Origin of the sequence: Arthrobacter sp. JUb115, from assembly GCF_004365035.1 — a bacterium.
In the GTDB taxonomy this organism is placed as follows: Bacteria; Actinomycetota; Actinomycetes; order Actinomycetales; family Micrococcaceae; genus Glutamicibacter.
This window is the reverse complement of sequence record NZ_SOBS01000003.1, coordinates 300443-318606: the sequence shown is the minus strand read 5'-3', so window position 1 is coordinate 318606 and position 18164 is coordinate 300443. Positions and strand designations below refer to the sequence as shown.

Here is an 18164-nt window from a genome sequence, read left to right as displayed (position 1 = left end):
GGCCATGGATCCAAGACATGGGAATCCCTTGCTTCATTCAGCTGAGTAGGGCAAATGGGGCACGATGCCACAGGGCAGAGGCGTAATCAGCACCCCGAAGCATGGCAGCCATTCCCCGAAATGGCACTGGTAGACACAAAGGAAATCGTGGAAATCAGGTTCGCGGAACCGGCCGGCTCGGTTGCGCCCGCGAGTCAGCGGGATTTCATGGACTCGCGCTCGATGAGCGGCATGTCGATCTGATGCTCCCCGGGCTCCAGCTTTCCATCGAGCAGAAGCTCAACGGCCAGAGCACCCATCCCCTCATATGGAAGTCGAATAGAGGTCAATTGCGGGCGAAGGTAGCTGGCAATGATCTCGTCATCGAAAGACAGCACGGACAGGTCCGTTCCTGGCTTCAGGCCATTTTCGGCGAGCGCTTGGAAGACACCCATGGCCACGCGGTCATTGGCGCAAATGATGGCGTCAGGGTTGTACCCGTCGGCTAGCATCCGGATTGTTGCTTCATATCCGTCGGTGGGGTTCCAGTCGTCGAGCACCCAGTGGCCCAGTACTTCGAGGTTTGATTCCGCCAAGGCTCTGCGCAGGGAGCCGAAGCGGCGAGAGATACTTGGATAGGTTCGCGGATCCTTTTCGGCGTTTTCAAGTTCACCGATGACCGCAACACTCTTCGCCCCGGATTCGATAACCCTCTGCACGGCTTTAGCCCCCGAATCCATCTCATTGGGAAGCACTGCGACGCAAGGGCTGTCGTCAATGCCGTTGACCAGCACGGTGGGCAATCCAGTTTTCGGGATCTTCAAATCACGTTGGCGAGAATCCATGAACCCAAGAATCAGCCCGTCAACGTCCCGGTGGGTCATCTGCGTTATTGCTTCAGCCATTTGTTCTGGCTTGCCGAAGGTCTCAGCAATGAGCACCGTATGGTCTCGCTCTTCCGCTGCGCGCAGGATGCCGGTGATCATTTCGGAAGCAAAACGAGTCACGGTAACTTGATCAGAGATGAACCCCAGGGTGCGCGTCTTCCCGCTTCGCAAGGATTGGGCTGCCGCATTTGGCCGGTAACCCAGTTTCTTGGCGGCCGCGCGCACTCGTTCCGTGGCTTCGGCGGACAGTCGCGTGCCCGGCTTATTGTTCAGGATCATGCTGACGGCAGCCTTGGACATCCCCGAAGCTTCTGAAACGTCAGCAATTGTTATCCGCTTGGCTTTAGGCGATTCCACATTTCCCTCTTGAGACAGTTCGAATGCAATTATTCGACCCTAGCCTATTGCAGTGATTCGGCCACGCTGTTAGAGTCTTGTGCTAAATCCATTTAGCCAACTCATATCGAAGGATGGCAGCGTTGCCCGAAACTCAACAGGTCGCGGTGAAGCGACCACAGCTACATTTCACTGCGAAGAAAAACTGGATCAATGACCCCAATGGATTGTTCTTTGACGGAAAGCAATACCACCTGTACTTCCAGCACAATCCTCACGGCGTAGGCCACGGATTCATGTCTTGGGGCCACGCGGTCAGCACCGATCTGGTGAACTGGGAAGAACTTCCTATCGCGATTCTGCACGGCGACATGGCTGATATCTTCTCCGGCTCCATCGTGGTGGACCACGAAAATACCAGCGGCTTCGGCGACGGCACGGTTGCGCCGGTCGTTGCCATCTACACCGCGGCAGCCAAGGATGAGACCAACCAGTCCCAAGCCATCGCCTACTCGCTGGATGGTGGAATCACTTTCACCAAATACGGGCAGAATCCAGTTCTGGATCGAGGGTCCAAGGACTTCCGCGACCCAAAGGTCATCCGATACGAATCCGAGCAGGGTTCCTTCTGGGTCATGGTTGCTGTTGAAGCCATTGATCGCCGAGTGATGATCTACCGTTCTGAGAACCTCAAGGACTGGACCGAGCTCTCCAGCTTCGGACCCCAGGCTGCTGTTGCCGGAATCTGGGAATGCCCAGATCTATTCCAGCTACCAGTTGCCGGCACAGACCAGCTGAAGTGGGTTCTAATTGTTTCGCTGAACCCAGGCGGCGTGGCCGGCGGCTCAGGTACCCAGTACTTCATTGGTGAATTCAACGGCACCACCTTCACTCCTGATGAGACTCAGGAAACTTGGGATAGCTTCGGATACGAATCCTTGAAGCAGGGCGACTGGCTGGACTGGGGACGCGACTTCTATGCAGGTGTCAGCTTCCACGGCTTGCCACTAGACGAGCAAACTCTCATTGCCTGGATGAGCAACTGGGACTACGCCCGCGAGCTCCCCCACGACGGATGGCGCGGATCCATGAGCGCCGCACGCCGGCTGGATTTGGTGAAAGACTCCAACGGCAAGTTGGACATTCGCCAGCGCATTCTCGGATTGCCAAAAGCCGACGTTGCATCAAGCAAGGCCAACGCTGGCGAAAATCGTATTGAGCTGGGCTCCCCCGCTCTGGTTGAACTGACGTTTGCTACCAGCCCAACCGAACCAGCAGTCCTTTCCTTATTCCGCGCCGATGACACTCTTATCAGCGAACTCACCGTTGAATCCGCATTGATTCAGCACCGCCGCGAAGCAGGCAAGGTAGACCACGAGCTCTACGCCTCCAACCAGCGCATGCCTCTGCCCGCTGGTTCGGATGAACTAGATGTGAAAGTTCTCGTGGATCACGGATCTATCGAAATCCTAGCTGCTGGTGGTCGACGTTCCCTTACGGATCAGCTCACCGGTGAGGCAGCGCTGGCCTACGCGACCTTGCGCGTCGCAACTGGTGCGAATGCGTCTTTCAAAGTTCAAGAACTCTCTGATAACGCACTGGAGCCCAAGGCATGAGCCGCATTAGCGTAATGGGCGAATCCCTCGTCGACGTTGTTGAAGAAACTGCGCATCCTGGCGGATCACCGCTGAATGTCGCCGTCGGGCTTGCCCGGCTGGGACATGATGTTCAGTTCTATACGGAATTCGGTCAGGATTCCTACGGCATTCAAATTGCGGAGCACCTGGATCAGGCGGGAGTGCATGTTGCCGCCGGCTCAGTAACTGGGCATCCCACGTCCGTAGCCCAGGTAGTGATGGATGAGCACTTCAATGCTCGTTACACCTTCGACATCCACCAGCAGATTCCTGCTGTCCCCGCTGATGATTCCAGCGAATTGCTGCACACCGGTTCCATCGCTGCTTGGATTGAACCCTCGGGTCAAATCATTGTCGATGCTTTCAAGAATGCATCAGACGATTCACTTCGAAGCTATGACCCTAACCTCCGTCCGGATCTTGTCGAGGACAGGGACTCGGCTTTGCAACGCATTGAGCTGCTGATGGGCCTGAGCCACATCGTGAAGCTCAGCGACGTTGATGGTCAGTGGCTATACCCAGGCCTAGAGCCATGGGAGGTTCTGAAGCACGTAGCCAGCCTCGGCCCAGCCTTGGCGGTGATGACTCAGGGCGGCGATGGTTGCGTGGCGCTTTCCTCGGGACGGCAATTTGATGTCGCTGCCTCTCCCACCAATCTTGTGGACACCATAGGTGCCGGGGACGCCTTCATGTCCGGGCTGCTCTTTGGAGTGCTGGCTAATCCAGAATTCGCTCAAGCTCTTCGTCACGGCGCAACGGCTAAGTCTCAAGATGTTGAAGAGGCACTTCGTCAGGCCTTAACCTCAGCTGCACTGACAGTGGCACAAGCCGGAGCCAATCCCCCGTGGATTAAAGACTTCTCCCTCGCAATCGCTCAGTAACTACGCTTCGCAGCGTTCACGAAAGAATCCAGGACAAAGATGGCTGGCATTACGACTACTTACAAGAATCCTATTTACCTCCAGAGTTCCTTCTCGATGCTCCTGTTCTTCGCATCGTGGGGCATCTGGTGGTCCTTCTTCCAGATCTGGCTCACCAGCGAATCAGCAGGTCTAGGGCTCACCGGGGCACAGGTCGGCACGCTCTACTCGGTAAACTCGCTGGCAACGCTGATCCTGATGTTTGCCTACGGGGCCATTCAGGATCGGCTTGGCGACAGAAAGCATCTGGCCACCATTCTTGCCTCGGTGACCGCCCTGATCGGGCCATTCTGCACGTGGGTCTACCAGCCACTATTGCAGTCCCAGTTCATGGCCGGCGTGCTCATTGGCGCCATTGTCTTGTCAACTGGTTTCCTAGCCGGAGTTGGGCTATTTGAAGCCTTGACCGAACGCTACAGCCGCCGTTTCAACTTTGAATACGGGCAGGCCCGCATGTGGGGGTCCTTTGGCTACGCTCTGGTCGCATTGGCGGCCGGCTTCCTGTTCACTATCAACCCCATGCTGAACTTCTGGATCGGGTCCGTTCTGGGCCTGGCCCATCTCCTGCTGCTGGTGCTGGGCCGTACCAATAGACAGCCAGTGATCGCCGCCGGTTCCGGCAGGAAAATTCTTTCCCCCGCAACTACACCGACAATTCGTGAAATGTTCAGGCTATTCCGGCTGCCGAGTCTCTGGCTGATCATCTTGTTCGTCATGCTCTCTTGGACGTTCTACACCGTCTTCGACCAGCAGATGTTCCCCGAGTTCTACACCGGCCTATTTGAATCACCCGAGACCGGACAGCGGGTATACGGAATCTTGAACTCAGTTCAGGTGTTCGTTGAAGCGGCCATGCTTGGCATCATCCCCCTGGTCATGCGCCGGATAGGCATTCGTTCAGCATTGCTACTGGGAGTGGCCATCATGTTTGTCCGCATCATCGGCTGCGCTCTGGTTGACGATCCGGTGCTGGTCTCGGCAATCAAGATGTTGCATGCCATTGAGACACCGCTATTCATCTTGCCGATCTTCCGTTACTTCACGCTGCACTTCAATCCGGCACTGTCGGCAACCCTATACATGGTTGGGTTCCAAGTATCGGCACAGATTGGCAACGTCATTCTGTCCACTCCCCTCGGTGCGCTCCATGACCGTATGGGCTACCAGCAGACCTTCATCGTGATTTCTCTAGTTGTGCTATTAGCTGGGATCTACGGATTCTTCGCTCTCAAAAAAGATGATCAGCAGGTAGATGGTGACCCGTTCATGCGTCATTCAAAAGCTGCCATGAACTCATAGCTGACTATTAGGCGAAGCGGGGTGGGATGTTGTCGAATTCGACGACATCCCACCCCGCTCTCGTTTGAGTAAGGAATGTCAAAAATGCGCAACTTCTGCATTGGGTTTATTTATGTTGCACACCTATTGTCGATGACTTAATTTCATCATTTCGTCACTCTGGATTCCTACGATCTAAACATTGTCGCCACGATAATTACACGGCGAATCACAGAATCATTTTGAAAGGTCTCCATGAAAACATCGTCTTCTGTTCCACGTCGCGGGATATTGGTTGCCGGCACCGCAGCCGCTATCACCGGACTCTTCGCCGCCAACAGCGCCACTGCATCCCCAGCACCGGCTGAGAATCCGGGAACGGCTCCCAGGCCAAAACTGAAATTCGCGGCAGATGGCAAGTTCAAGATCGTTCAGTTCAATGACACCCAGGATGGACCGCGCACCGATCGTCGCACCATTGAGCTGATGGAGAAGGTTCTGGATGCCGAGAAGCCCGGCTTCGCCCTGATCAACGGCGATGTAATCAATGGCTCCTCTCAAACAGTTACCGAAGTCAAGCAGGCTATCAACAACGTCGTGCAGCCGATGGAGTCCCGCGGTATCCCTTGGGCACTTACCTTCGGCAATCACGATGAAGATTCAATGCCCAATGGCACAGGCATGGACGAGGCAAAGATCCTGAACTTCATCCGAGGCTATGAGTTCAATGCCAACTCGAAGAATGACAAGATTGTTGGCGAATCGAATTCCCAGTTGCTGATCGCTTCCTCGAAGAGCGCCAAACCTGTCTTTGGCATCTGGCTGCTTGATTCGAACCGCTACGCTCCAAAGACTGTTGGCGGCCAGGACTTCGAGGGCCTCATGTCCTACGACTGGATCCGTCCCGAGCAGATCGCTTGGTATCGCGAGGCTTCCATAGCCACCGAAAACCGCTACGGCAAGGTTCAGTCGCTAATGTTCTTCCACATACCACTGTGGGAGCACAACCACATGTGGTACGGCGCCCAGTTCACCTCGAACGACGCTGACCACGAGAAGGCCATCAAGAAGCACTCTATCGTCGGAGTGAAGAACGAGGGCGTCTACACCGGCGCATTCAATTCCGGCATGTTCGCCGCGCTGCAGGAACGCGGAGATGTCCGGGGCGTGTACTGCGGCCACGACCACATCAACACCTACATGGGTGACTACTACGGCATCGAGCTCGGCTACGGTCCAGGTACCGGTTTCGGCACCTACGGCCTCGGTGGGACCGAGAACCATCACCTACGCGGCGCCCGGGTCTTCGAACTCGACGAGAACAAGAACAGCGTTTACGCCGGAACCCGCACCGTGTTCGCCAAGGATCTGGGTATCGACATGGGTACTCAGGGACAACCGATCGAAGGGCCACTGCCGCTTCCATAGCCAAGACAAGTTCTGAGCAAGACGAAACCGACCGACGAATGAGCGATTTCGTCTTGCCCAGACTTTTTTACCGCAGCGAAACTGGTAACGGCAAATTATCGAACAGCTGGAAACCATGGCTGGCGTATTTGTAAAGCGTTCCAGACCTTCTACGAAGACGCCTCCATCCACGAGGAATCCAACCCGGCATCATCTTCGACATGATCATGAAACCGGACTCGATGGGGAGCTACAGCGACAAGGACGTGGACCAGGTCGCCATGAAGTGGGTAGCCCAACACAACCACAAGGGCTCGGACTCACACCTGCAACCTCCCATCGACGTATTCCACGACCGCCGCAGGAATGCCACGCAGGATAACAACACTCTGGAACCGGAACAACCAGTCGAATTCCGCAAAACCGCGGGCGCCTTCAACAAGTCCTACGACTTCTTCTCGCAGGTCATCGACTACGGCAGCACCCGAATCGAGAAATTCGCGATCTACCTGAAGCTACTGGCCAAGGCACTGCAGACCACAGCCACCGGCAACAGCTTGGACCTTTCCGATGCGGCGCTCACCCACTATGCCCTGAGGTGCAAGAAGCACAGGACCTGGAGCTAGTGGGTGGGCAAGGCAAGGGAATCGAGAGGTGACTGCAGCCGATTCGGGCGTTGTGCGGGAGACGACCCTACGCACTTTCGACGGACAGATTAAGCAGATCAACGAGCTATTCGAAGACACCGGAATCAGCGACGACGACCAAATCAATGCCGTCGAATCGATCATGTGCACGCCGAACCACACGAGCAGTTACAACGTGAAGCGATTGCAAATGGACCGATAGATTTCAGTTCATCGCCAAGTCTTCCCGAGACTATTGACAAGATCACCTACACCTCGGGAGAAGGACGCAAAAGGCAATCAATGCCTAGCTAGAGGTGGATGCCCCGGACGAGATAGTTCATTTTCTTCTTGCGACTGGTTTGCAAGATCGGGCTAGGAAGCCTTCGCAACGTGATGCTATGACGAATCATTACCCTGAGACACATAGACGTACATAGGTGCAAGAGGTCTTGCTGTTCGCTTTTCCACTCAGTGGCTCATGACCCCGTTAGGAGTTTTGTTTAGTCTTGGACCGACAGATCTTGACTACGAATGCCGATTAGGATGGACAACCCTAGAAATTAGTTTGGGGTCCACCGCCTGTACGTGGTGGCCCCAAACTGAGGTTGCCCAGGTGTCTAGCTTCGAGAATTCAAAACGATGTTCGTTACCGGCTGCGAAGAGTCGGTTGCGAATTCCAGCCCAGACGGAGAAACGCCATCAGCAACCAGCTGCGCGCCGAGAGCTGCAACCATTCCGCCGTTGTCCGTGCACAAGCTAAACGGAGGAACCACCAAGGCTATGCCCGCAGAAGCACATCGGGCCGCCAGAAGTTCACGCAGTCGAGTATTCGCCGCCACTCCCCCGCCCAGAAGCAGAGTCTTCAGTCCCTGTTCCTGCATCGCCCGGACTGCCTTCGACGTGATCACGTCAACGACTGCTTCCTGGAATGACGCAGCAATATCAGCGACAGGAATTTCTTCTCCGTTGGCCTCGAAGTGCTCGACGCAGCGGGCTACAGCAGTCTTCAGTCCTGAGAACGAGAAGTTGTTGCGGTGCTTGCCAGGATTCTCGGCACTGCCCACGAACTTCGGCAGCGACAAGCCGCGAGGGAATCGGAATGCCTTTCGGTCTCCATCCTTAGCCGCCTTGTCGATAGCCGGACCACCTGGATACCCGAGACCCAGCAAACGAGCAGTCTTGTCATAGGCTTCACCGGCTGCATCATCAATCGTGGAGCCCAACAGCTGCACGTCGTTAGTCAGCGAAGTGACCTTCAAGATTTCGGTGTGCCCCCCTGAGACCAGCAGTGCCCCGAAAGTTGGCGGCAATACGGTTCCTTCGAGAACGCCAACACCTACGTGAGCAACCAAGTGGTTGATCCCGTACAACGGCTTCCCTGTAGCCAACGCCAGAGCCTTGGCTGCCGAAACTCCAACCATCAGAGCACCGGCCAGGCCTGGACCGCTGGTCACGGCAATGGCGTCAATGTCATCAAGAGTCAGTTCCGCGGTGTCCAGAGCTGACTGCAGGGTGGGCACAAAGGCTTCCAGGTGTGCACGCGCTGCGATCTCTGGAATCACTCCTCCAAAGCGTACGTGCTCATCCATGGAACTGGAGACAGCGTTAGCAAGCAGCCTATTGCCGCGCACGATGCCCACGCCGGTTTCATCGCAGGAAGACTCGATGCCCAGTACTACGGGTTCTGTGTTGCTCATGCGTTGCGTTCTTCCTCTTGTCCTTGCTGGACATCCAGCGGCAGTCTCATAATAAGCGCGTCTACCCCGCCCTTGTAGTAGCCCTTGCGACGGTGAATGGTAGTGAATCCCATGGATTCATACAGACCAATGGCACCGGGGTTATCAAAGCGAACTTCGAGCATCACATCCAATGCATTCTTCTCGCCTGCGGTCTGGATGAGCAATGCCAAAAGCTTGCGTCCCAAGCCTCGCCCTTGGTAGTCCGGGTGCATGGCAATAGTTTGCACATCGGCAATCGGCAAGACCACGCAGAGGCCGGCATAGCCGACAACTCGACCAGCGTCCGCATAGACCCAGTAGGTGCGGGTATCACTCTGAGCTAGCTCGGATTCAAAACCTGCCAGCGGCCACGCGTCTTCTGGAAACAGCTGCTGTTCCAGCTCGTGGACAGCCGGCAGATCTTCTGCGGCCATGCGGCGCAAAGTGATCTGATTTGCTTCACTCATGATTTGGTCTGCTTCATGAATGCCGGAACCTGCGCGTCGGATTCACGCAGGTACTGTGGCGAAGTATCAGAAAGATCCTTGCCCGCTGCCAGTTCATTCATGCCACGGCGGGCAAGATGGCCGGCGTTTGCAATCCATTCAAAGGACTCAGGCATTGGCTGGGAGCCTGCCTCTTCAAGTTGTTCAGCGTAGATCCCGGCACCAACGCCGTAGACCGGCAATGCCGGAAGCGCTGAAGCTGCGGAAACGTGCGGGCCATCCACCATGGTGCCGTCTTGGTCATATCGAGCCCAGTACACTTCCTTGCGACGTGCATCGGAAGCCACAACGAATTCAGCCGGAACCTGACTTGAGTCAAGCGCCTGTTCGGCGAGCGCGTGCAATGACATCACACCGTACACGGGGATTTGCCATACGAAGCCGAAGGTTCGTGCGGCAACCAGTCCCACGCGCAGGCCAGTGAATGGGCCTGGGCCTACGCCGACAATAATGCCGGCGAGGTCTTGGCCTTTCTGTCCATGAGCGTCCAAGAGTTCCTTGACGTATGCCGACAGGGTTTCGGTCTGGTCGTTCCCCTTGGATGAAACCCGCTGGTCGACAACTGAACAGGTGGCTTTGTCAACCAGTGCCACCGATGCGTTGGCGGAGGTGTCGATAGCTAAGTAGTTAGGCATGCTTCTCTTCCGTGTGCTGCGCAGTTACTGCAGACAGCAAAGTGTCTTTCAACTGGGCAAAGGTGTCCTCGTCCCAGCGCGGGCCGATCCCCTTCAGGCTGAACAACCGCGGCTCGTCCAGCTCTTCCTCCGATTCTTCCCACGGGTTGGCACTCGGTGCGGCCAGGGCTTCGCGGTCCAGCTGGATTTCCAGACGCGAGTCCGTGAGATGTTCCACCTTGCCCAGCCCCCACTCCACAACGGTGACTGAATCAGCCAGCGTTGATTCGAGATCCAGGGTGTCCACGTCGTCGTGGCCCTTCAAGCGGTAGGCATCCACGTGGATCAGTCCGGGGCCATCGCCTAGCGCCGGGTGCTGGCGGGCCAAAACGAATGTAGGCGAGATGATTCCCTCGCGTACATTCAGTCCCACGCCCAGCGACTGAGTCAGAGTCGTCTTACCAGCGCCCAAGGCCCCTGTAAGAATCACCAAGTCTCCGGCTTTGAGCTGGGTACCAAGAGCTTCCCCCAGCGCTTCGGTAACAGTGAGGTCATCTAGTTGGCAGGAGAATTCCCGCACCGGGTTACTCACCGGCTTCACCCCAGCTGCCTTCGATGTAGTAGCGGGGCACGCGCGGAGAAATGCGGGTTACCACTTCGTAGTTGATGGTGTTCGCCGCATAGGCCCAAGTGTTCACCGACTGCCCGCCTTTACCGAAGATAATCGCCTCGGCGCCGAGGAAGTCCTCAGGCTTGATGTCCGCGCCCAGATCAATGACGCACTGGTCCATGGCGATGCGTCCGCGTACCGGGTAGGTGCGTCCGTTAACTGTTACCGGCGCACCTGTTGCGATGCGCGGCAAACCGTCTGCATAGCCCATGGGGATCAGCCCGAGGTAGGTCTCCGCTTCAGTCTTGTAATTCAGGCCGTAGGACACGCCCTGCCCCGGATGGACCTTCTTGACGTTAGCCACGCGGGTCTTCACTGTCATGGCTGGACGCAGGCCGAAACTTTCTGGCGAGTCGGTTTCAAAGGGGCTCAGGCCATACAGGCCCAACCCCAAGCGCACCATGTCGTGGTGCGAATCAGGTCGCGAAAGGATACCCGGCGTATTGGCGATATGGCGCACTTCAAGATCGAAGCCGGCTGCTTCTACCAGTTCTATGGCCTTGTTGAAGATTTCCAGCTGCTCGTCCGTTTCGGGCCGCTCTGGCTCATCTGCGACCGCGAGGTGGGAGAAGATGCCAACTACGCGCAGCAGTCCTTCTTCTTGGAAGTCGCTGGCGCGGTTCAACAGATCAGGCAGGGCATCCATAGTGGAGCCATTGCGGCCAAGTCCTGTGTCCACCTTGATGTGGATACGTGCCGGTGTCTGCACGGCACGTGCTGCGGCGGCAACGTATTCCAGCTCCCAGCCTGAGACTCCCAGATCAAGACCGGCATCAATGGCGGCCTCGAATGGGGTGTCCTCGGTGTGCAGCCAGGCCATCATGGGAGCATCGATGCCCGCTTCACGCAGGGCGAGAGCTTCCGTGGCATGGGCGCACCCGATCCAGCGGGCGCCGCCCTCCAAGGCGGCCTTGGCTACGGGGATAGCTCCATGGCCGTAGGCGTCTGCTTTGACGACGGCCATAACTGCAGCTGGGGCTACAACATCAGAAATCTGCTTGACGTTGTTGCGGATGGCCGACAAGTCAATGACTGCACGACGTTCAAATCCGATAGCCTGTGCACCGCTGGTGCTGTTTGTCAGGTTGCTTTCTTCAAGCGCTTCAGAGTTCACCTAATCATCTTCGCACTTTTCGGTTCCGCTTGCCTTGTCCACCCGTGCGCAGTTCGGCACATAGCGCGAGTTAAAGTCGGAAGGGGCGGACCCAAGCAACTGTGTTGCTTGGGTCCGCCCCTTGGAGACGGATATTTGTCAGGGCTTAGCGCAGAGTCTTCAGCTCGTCGCGGATCTGGGCGAGCAGCTCCAGCTGTGGATCTACTTCTTCCTCTGGCTCTTCTGCACCGGCAGCGCGGCGTGCAGCCAGTCGCTCGTTGAGCTTGGTCATTGGCAGAACCAGCGCGAAGTAGACAGCTGCAGCAATCAACAGGAAGTTGACCAGTGCAGTCAGGAAGACACCGAACTTGATGTCAACGCCGTCAATGGTTAGCAACAAGAAGCTGTCGAAGTTTGGAGATCCAACCAGGGCGGCGATCAATGGCATCAGCACATTATCGACCAAGGCGGTGACTACGGCGCCGAAGGCAGCGCCGATAACAACAGCAACGGCCAGATCGACAACGTTGCCCTTCATAATAAAATCGCGGAAACCTTTTAGCATGGTTAGAGCATACACAGGAAAATCACAGCACGACTACGAATTTGGGCTCCGATCTGCAATAGTTCGGCAAACTCACAGAAATCGTTTGCTTAAATATCAGCTGAAGAAGCCTAGATTTTCCTCAATAGCATCCTGCGCACCGAGTGATCCGCCGCCTTGCGCAGTACTAATTGCGCCCGCCCACGCGTAGGCAAGACGTTTTCCCTGAGGTTCGGCTCGTTAATGCGCTTCCAGATACCGTGAGCAGTTTCCCGTGCCTCGACATCAGTGAGCTGGGCATAGCGGTGGAAATAGCTGGCAGGGTCGGAGAAGGCACCGGAGCGCAGACGCATGAACCGCTTGATGTACCACTCTTCGATATCCGCGGTACGCGCATCCACGTAGACGGAGAAGTCGAAGAAGTCGCTCAGGGCCAGGCCCACGGTCCCATCGGAACGGGTTCGAGCAGGCTGCAATACGTTCAGTCCCTCGACAATCAATACCTGCGGTGAGCGGATTACGTTGCGCTCCCCCGGGATGATGTCGTAGGTCAGGTGCGAGTAGACCGGAGCACTTACTTCTGGGGCACCAGACTTTACCGCCGAGACAAAGCGCAGCAGCGCCCGCCGGTCATAGGATTCGGGGAACCCTTTGCGGTGCATGATCCCGCGGCGCTCAAGCTCGGCATTCGGGTACAAGAAGCCATCAGTGGTTATGAGCTGGACATCAGGCGTATGCGGCCAGCGGCGCAGCATTTCCTGCAGTACACGAGCAGTTGTGGACTTTCCCACGGCAACCGAGCCGGCGACGCCGATGACAAAAGGCGTGCGGCTGGTCTGCTCGCCCAAGAAGGTAGTGGTTGCCTGATGCGTCGCGCCGGCACCCTCGACATAAAGCGACAGCAGGCGGCTCAGTGGCAGGTAGACGTCCCGGACCTCTTGCAAGTCCAGCTGGTCGCCGAGGCCGCGTAGCCGCTCAATGTCCGAATAATTCAGCGGCTGTTCCATTTGATTGGACAGGCGCGCCCATGTCTCGCGCTCCAGTTCAACGAAAGGCGAGATAGGCGTTTCAAGTGTTCCGTGTGGTTCCACGAGGGTAAATTCTGCCAAGAATATGCTCCACATCCCAATTAACAACATCAACAAGGCAATTGGATTAGTCAAAAAACAGCCGACTGGTGATCTAAGACATAGGTAATTTTGAGTGCTCCGACACGATTATTCCCATCGATAGGCATTGAACCGGTAGGATTTTCCCATGTGCGGAATTGTTGGATATGCAGGAACCTCGAGCCAGGTCGCCGATCATGGCGCCCTCGACGTTCTAATTGAAGGTTTGCGTCGGTTGGAATACCGCGGCTACGACTCGGCTGGTGTCGCTGTTGTTGCCGATGGCGCCATTCATTCTCGTAAGAAGGCCGGCAAGCTGGTCAATCTGGAAAATGAAATTGCCGAGTCCCCATTGCCTAAGTCGATGACCGGCATTGGGCATACCCGTTGGGCAACCCACGGTGGTCCGAGCGATCAGAACGCTCACCCACACCTGGCCGATGGTGGCAAGCTTGCCATGATCCACAACGGAATTATTGAAAACTTCGCCGGCATCAAGGCCGGCTTGGCAGCCGAGGGCGTTGAATTCCTCTCGGATACCGATACCGAGGTTGCCGCAGCTCTGCTGGGTAAGCTCTACAGCTCCGAGGCCGAAGGCGATTTGACCCGCGCCATGCAGCTTGCTGTTCAGCAGCTCGAAGGTGCTTTCACCCTCTTGGCAGTTCACCAGGACCACCCAGGTGTTGTCGTTGCGGCTCGCCGCAACTCCCCTCTGGTTCTCGGTCTGGGCGATGGCGAAAACTTCCTGGGTTCGGATGTCTCCGGCTTCATCGACTTCACCCGTCGTGCCGTAGAGCTGGGCCAGGACCAGATCGTAACCATCACCCCGGATAACCATTCCATCACCGACTTCGACGGCAACCCGGCCGAAGGCAATGAATTCACCGTTGACTGGGATGCAGCCAGCGCTGAAAAGGGCGGCTTCCCATCCTTCATGGAGAAGGAAATCTTCGACCAGCCTGCAGCTGTTGCCGACACCCTGCTGGGCCGCTCGGACGCTGATGGCCGACTGACCCTGGACGAACTGCGTATCGCTCCAGAGGAACTGGCCGAAATCTCCAAGATTGTTGTTCTTGCTTGCGGCACCTCGGCATATGCCGGCTCCGTGGCCAAGTACGCTATCGAGTCCTGGTGCCGTATCCCGGTAGAAGTTGAGCTCTCCCACGAGTTCCGCTACCGCGAGCCAATCGTGGACGAAAAGACCCTGATCGTTTCGATCTCCCAGTCCGGCGAAACCATGGACACCTTGATGGCTGTGCGTTACGCCAAGGAGCAGGGCGCCAAGACCATGTCGATCTGCAACACCAACGGATCGACCATCCCACGCGAATCGGATGCGGTGCTGTACACCCACGCTGGTCCGGAAATTGCTGTGGCTTCCACCAAGGCATTCCTGGCACAGATCACCGCAACCTACCTGCTGGGCCTGTACCTGGCGCAGCTGCGCGGCAACCTGTTCCAGGGCCAGATCAAGGACATCCTTGCCGACCTGGGCAAGATCCCTTCCAAGATCCAGGACGTCCTGGACCGCGCGGAAGAGATCAAGGATCTGGCACGCAACATGTCAGATGCCAACTCCGTGCTGTTCCTGGGCCGCCACGTAGGCTACCCGGTAGCAATGGAAGGCGCCTTGAAGCTCAAGGAAATCGCCTACATCCATGCTGAAGGCTTCGCCGCTGGCGAGCTGAAGCACGGCCCTATCGCCCTGATCGACGATGGCCAGCCAGTGTTCGTCGTAGTTCCTTCCCCTCGTGGTCGCGACTCGCTGCACTCCAAGGTTGTCTCCAATATCCAGGAAGTGCGCGCCCGTGGCGCTAAGACCCTGGTTATTGCCGAAGATGGCGATGCTGCGGTCAAGGACTTCTCCGAGTGGGTCTTCTACGTGCCAGAAACCCCAACCCTGCTGATGCCTCTGCTGGCCACCGTGCCACTGCAAATCTTCGCTTGCGAACTGGCATCCGCCAAGGGCTTCGATGTCGACCAGCCACGCAACTTGGCCAAGTCGGTGACCGTGGAGTAATCCACCGAGCACCAGAATTGCGGGCATTCCCTTTCCGAGAATGCCCGCAATTTTTATGCCCTGCAAGCACTGGATAAACTGATAGGCATGATTGCAGGAATTGGAGTGGACATCGTTGATGTGCCGCGTTTTGGCCGCCAGCTCGAGAAGACTCCACGCTTGCGTGAACGGCTCTTCACCGAAGAAGAGCGGGGCCTGCCCCTGCGATCCCTGGCGGCCCGCTTCGCGGCCAAGGAAGCCATCGCCAAGGCACTGGGAGCTCCTGCGGGCATGAACTGGCAGGACTGCACTATCCGCAAAGATGAAGCCGGTGATCCCCAGGTTCACAACACTGGTTCAGTGGCCGCTGCCAGCGAGCTGCGTGGCATCAAATCATGGCATCTGACCATGTCCCACGATGGAGATATGGCTATCGCAATGGTGGTTGCAGAACGCTAGGCACCAACGCCACGACGAAAGAATAACGACACGCATCTCATTAAATAGGGCATCGCACAGGTGCCTTGAGTATTGTTTGTCTTATGATTCCTGTCTACAGTGTTGCGCAAATTCGTGCGGTTGAAGCCCAGGAGAACTCCAAGCGGGGCGAGACCAGCTTAATGAAGCAAGCAGCCGCCCATTTGGCTTCAACGGCAGTCGCCATGCTAACCGAGAATTCCAGCGCCGATCCGGCTTTCGTGGTGGCGCTTATCGGCCCGGGCAACAACGGTGGAGATGGCTTGTATGCACTGGCAGAGCTCCAACTGCAGAAGATTTCCACTCTGGCTCTGCAGTGCCACGAACAGATCCATGCCGAAGGTGCTGCAGCATATCAAGCTGCCGGCGGTACCGTGCTGGACCTCTCCGACGGTCAAGGCGAATTAGCTAATGCCTCGCTCATTATTGACGCCATCTACGGCCTTGGATACCGTGCCGGCTCTGATTTGCCGAAGCTTCCTGCTGGCGCACGGGTGCTGGCATGCGATATTCCTTCAGGCCTGGATCCTGAAACGGGCGTTGCGCAGGACTCTGTTCTTCGCGCAGAACGCACGGTAACTTTCGGTGCCATGAAATCCGGTCTTCTGTCTGTAGACGGACCGCTGGTTACCGGTGACATTACCGTGGCAGATCTCGAATTCGACTTTTCTTCCGTCCAAGCTGGAACGCAGCTTGTGGACGAGGTGGCCACTCGCGAGCTGCTGGACCAGCACCGCTCTTGGAGGGATGCCGGACGGCACAAGTACCAGCGTGGAGTCCTGGGACTCATCGCCGGTTCCGGCCTTTATCCCGGAGCTGCTCAGCTGACCGCCAAGGCCGCTGTAGCCTGCGGCGTCGGATTGCTTCGCACCCACGTGCCAGAATCCATTCAGCCGCTCATGGCCGTCGCCGTGCCGGAGTCCGTGCCACTGGATGATGAGCAGATCAAGGAAGCGCTGTCTTCCTCCCGCCGTCAGATTCACGGCAAGGGCGCCAAGATCAAGGCTTGGGCCATTGGCCCGGGCTTGGATGGACGCACTCCCCCGACTGGCGCCATCGCTGATGTCTTTGCCAGCCCGCAGCCGGCCGTAATTGACGCGTCCGGATTGGAAGTCGTTCCTGCCGGCCCAAGCGAGCAGCCTCGCGTGCTGACGCCTCATGCCAAGGAACTGCGCATGCTGCTCAGCCGCGCTGGAGTGAAGATCACTCCCGATGAGATTTCCCAAGACCCGATTCGCTGGACCCGGTGGGCCGCCCTGGCATACAACGCCGTGGTCCTGCTCAAGGGACCAACCAGCTACATTGTGGCCCCCAATGGCGACAGCCTGATGGTGAGCCACTCGGCACCAGAATTGGCCACTGCAGGCAGCGGCGATGTCCTGACCGGCATCCTGGGCTACATGCTCTCCGACAGCTCGCTCACGGGCACCGAAGGCCTGCGAACCGTGCCTAACCGCCGCATGATGGAACTGACCGCGTGTGCCGCTTACATTCATGGCCACCTGGGCCGGGTGACCGCTTCAGAGGGAACTGTCAATGCTTCGCGCCTGATCGAGAACCTGCCTAAGGTCATGAAGCAGTTCGGCTTCTAGGCTCTGGGTCCCTCTAGAGGCCGCCAGAAACTTTGAGAACGCTGCCGGTGGTGTAGGCGGCTTCGCTAGACAATAGCCAAGCCACCGCACCGGCTACTTCTGTCGGCTTGCCTGCGCGTCCCATCGGGATCGTCTCGGCGATTTGCGCAGGGCGCTGTGGATCCTTATGGAATTCAGTCCAAAGCGTTCCCGGGCTAACCGCATTCACTCGGATGCCGTCCTTAGCCAGTTCCTTGGACAGTCCCACTGTCAAGGCTTCTACTCCGGCCTTGGCTGCAGCGTAATGCACGTACGTGAAGGGGCTTCCGGATTCAGCCGCCACCGATGAAATGTTCACGATTGCACCACCGCCATGTGACTGGAGCAGGGGCAGCGCATATTTAATGCAGGTAATTGGGCCCAGAAGATTCACGTTCAGATCCGCGGCGATATCGGTCAACTCGTTGTCTGCCAGATTTCCGATGGCCGTCGCTGATCCCGCGTTGTTTACCAGTCCTTCAAGTTCACCAATGTCCTTCACTCGGGCGAAGAACCTTGCCACTGATTCTTCATTGGCGCAGTCGATCTGCAGGACATGGCAAATAGCGCCGAGCTCACGGACTTTATCTGCCACTGCCTGCGCCGATTTCTCATCCTGCCTGTAGCCGATGATCAAGTTGCGGTCGGTGGCTAGACGCACCGCAATCGCGGCTCCTAAGCCACGACCACCGCCGGTGACCACAGTGTATGCCATGCGGCTCCCCCTCTCTTGCAGTTGCGGTCGCGTACC

18 protein-coding genes are annotated in these 18164 nt (G+C 57.1%); 9 read left to right on the top strand and 9 right to left on the bottom strand.

What is annotated here, in order from left to right:
- Positions 1-194: 194 nt before the first annotated feature.
- Entirely contained in the window at positions 195-1223 is a 1029-nt protein-coding gene (locus EDF61_RS07055; RefSeq protein ID WP_286134199.1) for a LacI family DNA-binding transcriptional regulator, read from the bottom strand.
- 122 nt (positions 1224-1345) lie between these two features.
- On the opposite strand from EDF61_RS07055, the gene EDF61_RS07050 reads away from it, so the two are divergent.
- The 6 genes from EDF61_RS07050 (at position 1346) to EDF61_RS07025 (ending at position 7293) form a co-directional block, all read left to right on the top strand.
- Positions 1346-2818 (top strand): glycoside hydrolase family 32 protein, encoded by a 1473-nt coding sequence (locus tag EDF61_RS07050; RefSeq protein WP_286134200.1) that lies wholly within the window; start codon positions 1346-1348, stop codon positions 2816-2818.
- Positions 2815-3720, top strand: a complete 906-nt coding sequence (locus EDF61_RS07045; protein WP_105657627.1) for a carbohydrate kinase family protein — start codon at positions 2815-2817, stop codon at positions 3718-3720. The genes EDF61_RS07050 and EDF61_RS07045 overlap by 4 nt, the downstream gene beginning before the upstream one ends.
- 39 nt (positions 3721-3759) lie before the next feature.
- Positions 3760-5058 (top strand): MFS transporter, encoded by a 1299-nt coding sequence (locus tag EDF61_RS07040; RefSeq protein WP_133833644.1) that lies wholly within the window; start codon positions 3760-3762, stop codon positions 5056-5058.
- A gap of 234 nt (positions 5059-5292) precedes the next feature.
- Entirely contained in the window at positions 5293-6465 is a 1173-nt protein-coding gene (locus EDF61_RS07035) for a metallophosphoesterase family protein (RefSeq protein ID WP_133833643.1), read from the top strand.
- A gap of 200 nt (positions 6466-6665) precedes the next feature.
- Positions 6666-7070: a hypothetical protein gene (locus EDF61_RS07030; protein ID WP_133833642.1), complete on the top strand. Its 405-nt coding sequence runs from the start codon at positions 6666-6668 to the stop codon at positions 7068-7070.
- A 28-nt stretch (positions 7071-7098) separates the two neighbouring features.
- A complete protein-coding gene (locus EDF61_RS07025) occupies positions 7099-7293 on the top strand; it encodes a hypothetical protein (RefSeq protein WP_133833641.1) in 195 nt (64 codons plus the stop codon).
- A 397-nt stretch (positions 7294-7690) separates the two neighbouring features.
- Here EDF61_RS07025 and tsaD read toward each other — a convergent pair whose 3' ends face one another.
- The 7 genes from tsaD to coaA all read right to left on the bottom strand — a co-directional run bounded on the left by tsaD (position 7691) and on the right by coaA (position 13309).
- Positions 7691-8770 (bottom strand): tRNA (adenosine(37)-N6)-threonylcarbamoyltransferase complex transferase subunit TsaD, encoded by a 1080-nt coding sequence (gene tsaD / locus EDF61_RS07020; protein WP_133833640.1) that lies wholly within the window; start codon positions 8768-8770, stop codon positions 7691-7693.
- Positions 8767-9258, bottom strand: coding sequence for a ribosomal protein S18-alanine N-acetyltransferase (rimI, locus tag EDF61_RS07015; RefSeq protein WP_133833639.1), 492 nt, complete (start codon positions 9256-9258; stop codon positions 8767-8769). Before rimI ends, tsaD begins: the two co-directional genes overlap by 4 nt.
- The gene (tsaB, locus tag EDF61_RS07010) at positions 9255-9932 is read right to left on the bottom strand and encodes a tRNA (adenosine(37)-N6)-threonylcarbamoyltransferase complex dimerization subunit type 1 TsaB (RefSeq protein WP_133833638.1); all 678 of its coding nucleotides are present in this window, start codon (positions 9930-9932) and stop codon (positions 9255-9257) included. Before tsaB ends, rimI begins: the two co-directional genes overlap by 4 nt.
- On the bottom strand, positions 9925-10503 hold the full coding sequence (tsaE, locus tag EDF61_RS07005) for a tRNA (adenosine(37)-N6)-threonylcarbamoyltransferase complex ATPase subunit type 1 TsaE (protein WP_133833637.1): 579 nt from the start codon (positions 10501-10503) through the stop codon (positions 9925-9927). The genes tsaB and tsaE overlap by 8 nt, the downstream gene beginning before the upstream one ends.
- The gene (gene alr / locus EDF61_RS07000; RefSeq protein ID WP_133833636.1) at positions 10496-11695 is read right to left on the bottom strand and encodes an alanine racemase; all 1200 of its coding nucleotides are present in this window, start codon (positions 11693-11695) and stop codon (positions 10496-10498) included. Before alr ends, tsaE begins: the two co-directional genes overlap by 8 nt.
- Positions 11696-11840: 145 nt before the next feature.
- Positions 11841-12239: a large conductance mechanosensitive channel protein MscL gene (mscL, locus tag EDF61_RS06995; protein ID WP_105657635.1), complete on the bottom strand. Its 399-nt coding sequence runs from the start codon at positions 12237-12239 to the stop codon at positions 11841-11843.
- A 110-nt stretch (positions 12240-12349) separates the two neighbouring features.
- Positions 12350-13309, bottom strand: coding sequence for a type I pantothenate kinase (coaA, locus tag EDF61_RS06990; protein WP_105657688.1), 960 nt, complete (start codon positions 13307-13309; stop codon positions 12350-12352).
- A gap of 166 nt (positions 13310-13475) precedes the next feature.
- Here coaA and glmS point away from each other — a divergent pair, with 166 nt between their 5' ends.
- From glmS to EDF61_RS06975, 3 genes are all read left to right on the top strand, one after another.
- Positions 13476-15347, top strand: coding sequence for a glutamine--fructose-6-phosphate transaminase (isomerizing) (gene glmS / locus EDF61_RS06985; protein WP_133833635.1), 1872 nt, complete (start codon positions 13476-13478; stop codon positions 15345-15347).
- Positions 15348-15434: 87 nt separating this feature from the next.
- Positions 15435-15785: a holo-ACP synthase gene (locus EDF61_RS06980; RefSeq protein WP_105657637.1), complete on the top strand. Its 351-nt coding sequence runs from the start codon at positions 15435-15437 to the stop codon at positions 15783-15785.
- A 161-nt stretch (positions 15786-15946) separates the two neighbouring features.
- Positions 15947-17395 carry an NAD(P)H-hydrate dehydratase gene (locus EDF61_RS06975; RefSeq protein WP_166650718.1) on the top strand — a complete coding sequence of 483 codons (1449 nt, stop codon included), beginning with the start codon at positions 15947-15949 and terminating at the stop codon, positions 17393-17395.
- A 13-nt stretch (positions 17396-17408) separates the two neighbouring features.
- Here EDF61_RS06975 and EDF61_RS06970 read toward each other — a convergent pair whose 3' ends face one another.
- Positions 17409-18128 (bottom strand): SDR family NAD(P)-dependent oxidoreductase, encoded by a 720-nt coding sequence (locus EDF61_RS06970; RefSeq protein WP_133833634.1) that lies wholly within the window; start codon positions 18126-18128, stop codon positions 17409-17411.
- Positions 18129-18164 lie beyond the last annotated feature (36 nt).

Excerpts from the sequence above, each read along its gene's own strand:
- EDF61_RS07045 (WP_105657627.1), top strand. The coding sequence starts at position 2,815 with ATGAGCCGCATTAGCGTAATGGGCGAATCCCTCGTCGACGTTGTTGAA.
- EDF61_RS07040 (WP_133833644.1), top strand. The coding sequence starts at position 3,760 with ATGGCTGGCATTACGACTACTTACAAGAATCCTATTTACCTCCAGAGT.
- EDF61_RS07035 (WP_133833643.1), top strand. The coding sequence starts at position 5,293 with ATGAAAACATCGTCTTCTGTTCCACGTCGCGGGATATTGGTTGCCGGC.
- EDF61_RS07030 (WP_133833642.1), top strand. The coding sequence starts at position 6,666 with ATGATCATGAAACCGGACTCGATGGGGAGCTACAGCGACAAGGACGTG.
- tsaD (WP_133833640.1), bottom strand. The coding sequence starts at position 8,770 with ATGAGCAACACAGAACCCGTAGTACTGGGCATCGAGTCTTCCTGCGAT.
- rimI (WP_133833639.1), bottom strand. The coding sequence starts at position 9,258 with ATGAGTGAAGCAAATCAGATCACTTTGCGCCGCATGGCCGCAGAAGAT.
- tsaB (WP_133833638.1), bottom strand. The coding sequence starts at position 9,932 with ATGCCTAACTACTTAGCTATCGACACCTCCGCCAACGCATCGGTGGCA.
- mscL (WP_105657635.1), bottom strand. The coding sequence starts at position 12,239 with ATGCTAAAAGGTTTCCGCGATTTTATTATGAAGGGCAACGTTGTCGAT.
- glmS (WP_133833635.1), top strand. The coding sequence starts at position 13,476 with ATGTGCGGAATTGTTGGATATGCAGGAACCTCGAGCCAGGTCGCCGAT.
- EDF61_RS06980 (WP_105657637.1), top strand. The coding sequence starts at position 15,435 with ATGATTGCAGGAATTGGAGTGGACATCGTTGATGTGCCGCGTTTTGGC.
- EDF61_RS06975 (WP_166650718.1), top strand. The coding sequence starts at position 15,947 with ATGAAGCAAGCAGCCGCCCATTTGGCTTCAACGGCAGTCGCCATGCTA.
- EDF61_RS06970 (WP_133833634.1), bottom strand. The coding sequence starts at position 18,128 with ATGGCATACACTGTGGTCACCGGCGGTGGTCGTGGCTTAGGAGCCGCG.